A 6,542-nucleotide genomic window follows, 5' to 3' on the forward strand; every position below is an offset into this window, starting at 1 on the left:
CTACGCGACGGTCGCCCGGAGGGCGTGTCCGGGTGCCCGGGGCCGGGTGCGCCCCCGGGCGTCGGGATCGCGCTGGGGCAGGAAGGCCGTACGGCGGTCGCGGTCGCGGATGGCCGTACGCACCCGGGTGCGCGGCACCGTGGGCGCGCAGCGCGAGGCGACGACGGCGCAGGCCGCGAGGGCGGCCGAGGTCGCGGCGGTCGCGGCGAGGGCGACGGTGGCGGACAGACTGCCGGTGTCGAGCAGCGCCAGCCCGACGAGCAGGAAGAGCAGTGCGAGGACGGGACGCGGAGTCGCCCGGCTCCAGTTCGTCAACTGCCCCTCCTCCCCTACGTGCTGTGCCCTGTTGTTCGTTATACAGGATCACCCTTGCGCACACGTCCGAGACTTCGTACACGGGTTTGAGAAAGGTTCGTCGCAACTCTCGACAACCCCTCCGCCGCACCCGATGCTTCTCGTCACCGACAACGGGCACCGCACGACGCCGGGCCGGGGCCGGCGCCTGCCCCCATCTCCCTTACGGAGGAGCCGTGATCAGACGCAGGAGTCTGCTGGCCGCAGCAGGCGGTACGTTCCTCGGCAGCGCCCTGGCGACCGGCACCGCGCACGCGGACGCCACGATCGCCGTCAACCCGTCGACGACGTACGGCACCTGGGAGGGCTGGGGCACCTCCCTCGCCTGGTGGGCCAACGTCTTCGGCGCCCGGGACGACTTCGCCGACCTGTTCTTCACCACCAAGTCCGTGACCTACAACGGCCGTTCCCTCCCCGGCCTGGGCCTCAACATCGCCCGCTACAACCTGGGCGCGTGCAGCTGGAACAGCGTCGGCGGCGAGACGATGGTCGAGTCGCCCAACATCCCCGGCTTCAAGCAGATCGAGGGCTTCTGGCAGAACTGGAACAACGAGGACCCCACCTCCTCGGCCTGGAAGTGGACCGCGGACGCCAACCAGCGCGCGATGCTGGTGAAGGCGACCCAACGGGGCGCGATCACCGAGCTGTTCGCCAACTCCCCCATGTGGTGGATGTGCAACAACCACAACCCCTCGGGCGCGGCGGGCGGCGGCAACAACCTCCAGACCTGGAACTACCGCCAGCACGCCTCCCACCTGGCGGCGACGGCCCTGTACGCGCGCGACAACTGGGGCGTGAACTTCGCGACGGTCGCCCCCTTCAACGAGCCGGCCTCCACCTGGTGGACCGCGACCGGCACCCAGGAGGGCTGCCACATGGACCCGGCGGTCCAGGCGGCCGTCCTCCCCCACATGCGCGGCGAACTGGACAAGCGCGGCCTGACCGGCATCCGCATCACCGCCTCGGACGAGACGAACTACGACACGGCCCGCTCCACCTGGGCGTCCTTCAGCTCCTCCACCAAGGCCCTGGTCTCCCAGGTCAACGTGCACGGCTACCAGGGCTCGGGCGGCCGCCGCGACCTCCTCCACACGGACGTGGTGACGACGTCCCGCAAGAAGCTGTGGAACTCCGAGACCGGCGACAAGGACGGCACGGGCCTGACCATGGCGTCCAACCTCTGCTACGACTTCCGCTGGCTGCACCCCACAGCGTGGTGCTACTGGCAGGTCATGGACCCGACGACGGGCTGGGCGCTGATCGCCTACGACAAGAACACGCTCCAGCCGACGACCGTCCAGACCAAGCACTACGTGCTGGCCCAGTTCAGCCGCCACATCCGCCCCGGCATGACGATCCTGGACACGGGCGTGAGCTACGCGGTGGCGGCGTACGACGCGACGTCCCGCCGCCTGGTGATCGTCGCGGTGAACACGTCCGCGTCCGCCCAGACCCTCACCTTCGACCTGTCCCGCTTCTCGACGGTGACGGGCGGCTCCGGCGGCCTGGTCCCCCGCTGGAACACGGTGACGACGGGCGGCGGCGACCTGTACACACCTCGCTCGGACATCCGCCTGGCCGGCAAGTCGGTGAGCGTGCCCTTCGCCGCGAAGTCGGTCCAGACCCTCCAGATCGACGGCGTGACGCGGTAGGCCCGCCGCATCACGGTGGTCCAGGGCCTGCTGTAGAGCCGAGGTGGCGAGCGTGGGGAATCCGGGCAGGCCAGGGGTCTGGCCCGCGCATCTCTCACACTCGTCACCTCCCGGCAGTACGGTGTCCCCCATGCGCCCCGACACGCCTGCCGAAAACGTCGACCACACCGCCGAGGCGGCACGCCTGGAGCGGACCGCCGGCCTGTATCCCGAGGACGCCGAGGCCCTGCTGCTGCGGGCAGCGGCCCACCTCGAACTCTCCGGCGACCGCCCCACCGCCACGGCCCTCTACGACCGCCTCCTCGCCTCCCCCGACGGCCTGGAGAACCCCCACCTGGTACGGGCGCTCAAGGCCTCGAACCTCTGGGAGTACGGCCACGAGGCCGAGGCCCGGGCGATCATCGAGGGCGTCCGGGTGGCGGCCCCGAAGGACCCGGCCCCCTGGGTGATCGTCGCGGAGTCCCTCGAAGCCCACGACGAGCTGGAAGCGGCCCACGACACCTTCACCGAGGCCGTACGCCGCCTCCTGACGGACGTCGCGGAGCCCCCCTACGCCACCCACCCCCTCCTCTTCGGCCGCCACCGCGTACGGCGCATGCTGGGCAGGTCCCACGACGAGTGGGACGCGCTGGCGGACACGGTCCACTCCCTCCCGATCACCCTGGACGAGCTCCACGACCCCAAGCGGGTCTGGTCCCTGGGCTCGGAGAACCCGGCAGAACTGGAAGCCGAGATCCTCCGCCTCCGCGCGGAACTCGGCGCGTACCGGGAGGCCCTCTCCCGCCCGTTCCCGGTAGCGGTCCTCCACTGGCCGGCGACGGAACTCTCGGAACTCCTGGAGGCGTATCCGGCCCTGGCCTCGGAGTACCCCTCCCACGCCGCCCACCTGTCCTCGATAGAGCAGTCCCTCCGCGAACTCTCCGCCTCCGGCACCCCGAACCTGGGCATCGTCACGGGCACGGTCCCGTCCTACGAGGCCTTCGCGGCGTCGGAACTCTCCTCCCCGGGCGACGCGACCCTGCTCCCGCAGTACGCGACCACGCTGGCGGCGCGTGGCCGGGCAGTGGCGTGGCCGCCGCAGCGGGGGGCGGCTTGCTGGTGCGGGTCGGGGCAGACGTACGGCGAGTGCCACGGCAGCTCAGCCTGAGCCCGGCCGGCGAGGCGAGCTCCCGCGCCACGCACTCCTGGCCCCCGCTTCCCGGGCCGCCCGCTCGTCGCCTTCTCGTGCTGGAGCGGCCCGGGGTCAAGGGCGGCCCGCGGGGCCATCGGCTCTCTGCCGTGTTGGAGCGCCCTTGAGGAGCGGCGCGGAGGCAGGACACTGGCCAGGAAGCGGGCTGCCCCAACGGCAACGAAGTGTCGCTGAAAGCTCGTGACAGTCGTCAGGCGCCTACGGCCAGATCCCAGGAAACGGCTGTGGGAGAACCCACCCAGTCCCCGTCCTCGGTGTGCCAGATCGACGCAATGCCATGTTCCTCTAGGTACGCGGCGTAGTGCCCGATGCTTTCCGTGAAGAGCGCAACAAGGTGCGGCTTCGGCTCACCGCGCTTCTCGTGCCAGTAGTAGCTGTACTCGTAGAGTTGGCCGACCGCTTCACGGACGGCTTGGGTCGCGTTGCCCCTCTTCACAGCCTTGCCCTCCACGAGCCAGGAGCGCTGTTGGTCCGCGGCAGGACGGCGCAAGACCAAATCTCTCGGGTACATGCCTTGCGTGATCGGCTGATACCCGCACGTGACGGCGTGAAGGCCGAAGTCCTTGATGAGCTCCTCGTGGCGGCGTTCCCTGCGTCGACGACCGCCCTTGATGTGGACGTAGTAGTCGCTGCTGTCGTTCGGGCGGAAACCATCGAGGGGATCGTCGGCAGAGGCGTGCCCCTCACCCTCGTACACCAGAGGCTCGTTCTCGGATGGCTGCTGAAGCCAGACGCGATGGCTTGCGGCAGCGTCACGGAGGATGAGGGACGCCACATGAAGATCCTCTGCGAGAACTTCCTCCGCGGGCATACTCGCGACCTCGTACCGCCGGGCTGCCACGCTCGCTGCCTCATAGGCACGGGGACGTTCAAGCTTGGACCGGAAGGCCGGTGTGTGGGCCCAATACATGGCCAGCTCAGGCTCTATGCCTGCCCTGAGGTGCCGTGCTCGCCGTTTCAGCTCCCTCCGTAAGTCGCCTTGCTTGGGGTAACTATCCGAAAGCTTCGTTACTCCCTGCTGCAACGTGAGCGTCACGGAGGTGAGAGTCGAGTCGAAGATGTAGGCGAGGTACAGACCCTCTTGGGCCTGCATGTTGATCGACCTATCGAACACGCCAAGCCATGGAGTGCTGCTCGCAGACCCCTTCCCGCCGTATCCCGATGCCACGAAGCCACGCGGTAGCGGTAGATCGGGCATCTTCTCGACATCTCGGAGGAGGTCTTGGGCTAAGACGCCATGGGCTGTACCCGCCTTGCGGTCGTAGGTCTCTGCTATGCGTATGAGCAGGTCACGTAAGAGCACGCCCAAAAACTAACCCGCTTCGATCAGTTGTGGCGCCTCGTGGGTCGATATCTGGCAGCCTGATGACCACACCCATCCAACTCCGGACGCTCTTTGCCCGCCGTCGGCTCCTGTCAGTACCCCTTGATAGAACAACTGCATCGTCGATCGATGCGATCAATCGGGGGAGCCTGCCTGTGTCTGAGAGCCGCATCCATACCTCTGCCCCAGCCGACGGACTGTACGAACAGCTGATCACGCTCCGCTTCGAACAGCAGTTGAAGGAGTTGGTCAGCCTCGGCTGGCACCCGGTCAGCGAAGCCGTGGGACCCGAGTCCTCCCCTCACATCCTGGCTCGGCATGTAGGGGGGACGGTTAGGCGTGTGCTGCAGAACCTTCCGGCTGAAGAGCGGGTCCACGCCGCGAACCACATCCTGGAATCCATCAGCACGCTGCAGGGTGCTCAGGAGTGGGTGGATCTCATCGCGGACGGTCCGCGCCAACTCCTGGCGATCACCCGGCAAGAGGCCCGCGGCGTCTTCGCCGTACGCCCGGCTATCCCGCTCTCCGATGCGGCCTTGATCACCAACTCGCCAGACGACCCGAGCCTCGGCTTCGAACTGCGCGCGGAGCTCACTACTGCGGACCGCGTGGACCTGCTTTGCGCCTTCGTGAAGTGGCATGGCCTCCGGATCATTGAGCAGTCACTGAAGGCAGCCCATGCGCGAGGAGTGCCGATACGAGTCATCACGACGACTTACATCGGCGCGACCGAGAGGCGCGCGTTGGATCGGCTGGTGGAGGAGTTCAAGGCGCAGGTCAAGGTCAACTACGAGACCCGCTCGACGCGGCTGCACGCGAAAGCGTGGCTGTTCCGCCGCAGGAGCGGATACGACACTGCATACGTGGGGAGCTCGAACCTGTCCAAGGCAGCGCTTCTCGATGGCCTGGAGTGGAACGTGCGGCTCTCCTCCGTCGCCACGCCCGATGTGCTGCGCAAGTTCGAGGCGACCTTCGACGCCTACTGGAACGACTCGTCCTTCGAGACGTACGACCCGAAGGCCGACGGTGATCGCCTGCAGGAAGCCTTGGCAATTGCAGGCGGAACCTCGTCGACGTCACCTGCTCAGCGCGGGATCACCCTCTCAGGCCTTGAGGTACGGCCGTATCCCCACCAGCGCGACATGCTGGAGCGGCTGGAGGTCGAACGGGAGGTACACGACCGGCACCGGAATCTGCTGGTAGCAGCTACAGGCACGGGTAAGACCGTGATGGCAGCTCTGGACTACAAGCAACTACGCAAGAAGCACGGCCGTGACCTGCGAATGCTCTTCGTAGCCCACCGCAGGGAAATCCTCGATCAATCGATGAGGACCTACCAAGACGTCTTGGTGGATGCGAACTTCGGCGAGTCGCTCCACAGCGGGGAAATTCCGGAGCGTTGGTCGCATGTCTTCGCCAGCGTTCAGTCCTTGAACGCGAAGGGCCTTGATCGCCTCGCCCCTGATCACTTCGACGTGATTGTGATCGACGAGTTCCATCACGGGACATCGCCGACGTACCGCAAAATTCTTGATCACTTCCAGCCGTTGGAGCTGCTAGGTCTCACTGCCACGCCTGAGCGTATGGATGACAGGAACATTCAGGATGAGTTCTTCAAGGGCAGGATCGCCGCCGAAATGCGTCTATGGGAGGCGCTAGAGAATGATCTACTCAGCCCCTTCCACTACTTCGGAATTAGCGACTCCACAGATCTCAGCACGGTGGAGTGGAAGCGCGGGGCGTACGACCCCATCTCGCTGAGCAATATGCTGTCGAGCAATGCCAGACGTGCGCGACTGGTAGTGAAGGCCGTACGGGACAAACTGGCCGATCCCGGCATCATGCGCGCACTGGGCTTCTGCGTATCAGTCGCTCACGCCCACTTCATGGCGGAGGTCTTCCGAGCGGCCGGCCTCAACGCCATCGCCCTATCCGGGGAGACACCGGCTGAGCAGCGCAGGCAGGCACTCGGTGATCTGGCATCGGGCGCGCTCCAGGTCATCTTCTCGGTTGACCTCTTCAA

The 6,542-nt window shown here is 66.9% G+C and carries 5 protein-coding genes; 3 read left to right on the plus strand and 2 right to left on the minus strand.

Annotated features, from left to right (window positions below; all coding sequences use genetic code 11):
* The gene (locus ACZ5TL_RS09870; RefSeq protein ID WP_468588868.1) at positions 1–315 is read right to left on the minus strand and encodes a DUF6412 domain-containing protein; all 315 of its coding nucleotides are present in this window, start codon (positions 313–315) and stop codon (positions 1–3) included.
* A 215-nt stretch (positions 316–530) separates the two neighbouring features.
* Here ACZ5TL_RS09870 and ACZ5TL_RS09875 point away from each other — a divergent pair, with 215 nt between their 5' ends.
* Both ACZ5TL_RS09875 and ACZ5TL_RS09880 read left to right on the plus strand, forming a co-directional pair.
* On the plus strand, positions 531–2,006 hold the full coding sequence (locus tag ACZ5TL_RS09875; protein WP_468588869.1) for a glycoside hydrolase: 1,476 nt from the start codon (positions 531–533) through the stop codon (positions 2,004–2,006).
* Between the two features lie 130 nt (positions 2,007–2,136).
* Entirely contained in the window at positions 2,137–3,153 is a 1,017-nt protein-coding gene (locus ACZ5TL_RS09880) for an SEC-C metal-binding domain-containing protein (RefSeq protein WP_468588870.1), read from the plus strand.
* A gap of 232 nt (positions 3,154–3,385) precedes the next feature.
* On the opposite strand, the gene ACZ5TL_RS09885 is transcribed toward ACZ5TL_RS09880, so the two are convergent.
* A complete protein-coding gene (locus ACZ5TL_RS09885; protein WP_468588871.1) occupies positions 3,386–4,498 on the minus strand; it encodes an MrcB family domain-containing protein in 1,113 nt (370 codons plus the stop codon).
* Between the two features lie 176 nt (positions 4,499–4,674).
* On the opposite strand from ACZ5TL_RS09885, the gene ACZ5TL_RS09890 reads away from it, so the two are divergent.
* Positions 4,675–6,542 (plus strand): DEAD/DEAH box helicase (locus ACZ5TL_RS09890; RefSeq protein ID WP_468588872.1); only part of this gene is annotated, 1,868 nt, incomplete at its 3' end.

This window comes from Streptomyces sp. NPDC033136, assembly GCF_055578235.1.

Coding starts and splice junctions, on each gene's coding strand:
- ACZ5TL_RS09880 (WP_468588870.1), top strand. CDS start 2,137: ATGCGCCCCGACACGCCTGCCGAAAACGTCGACCACACCGCCGAGGCG.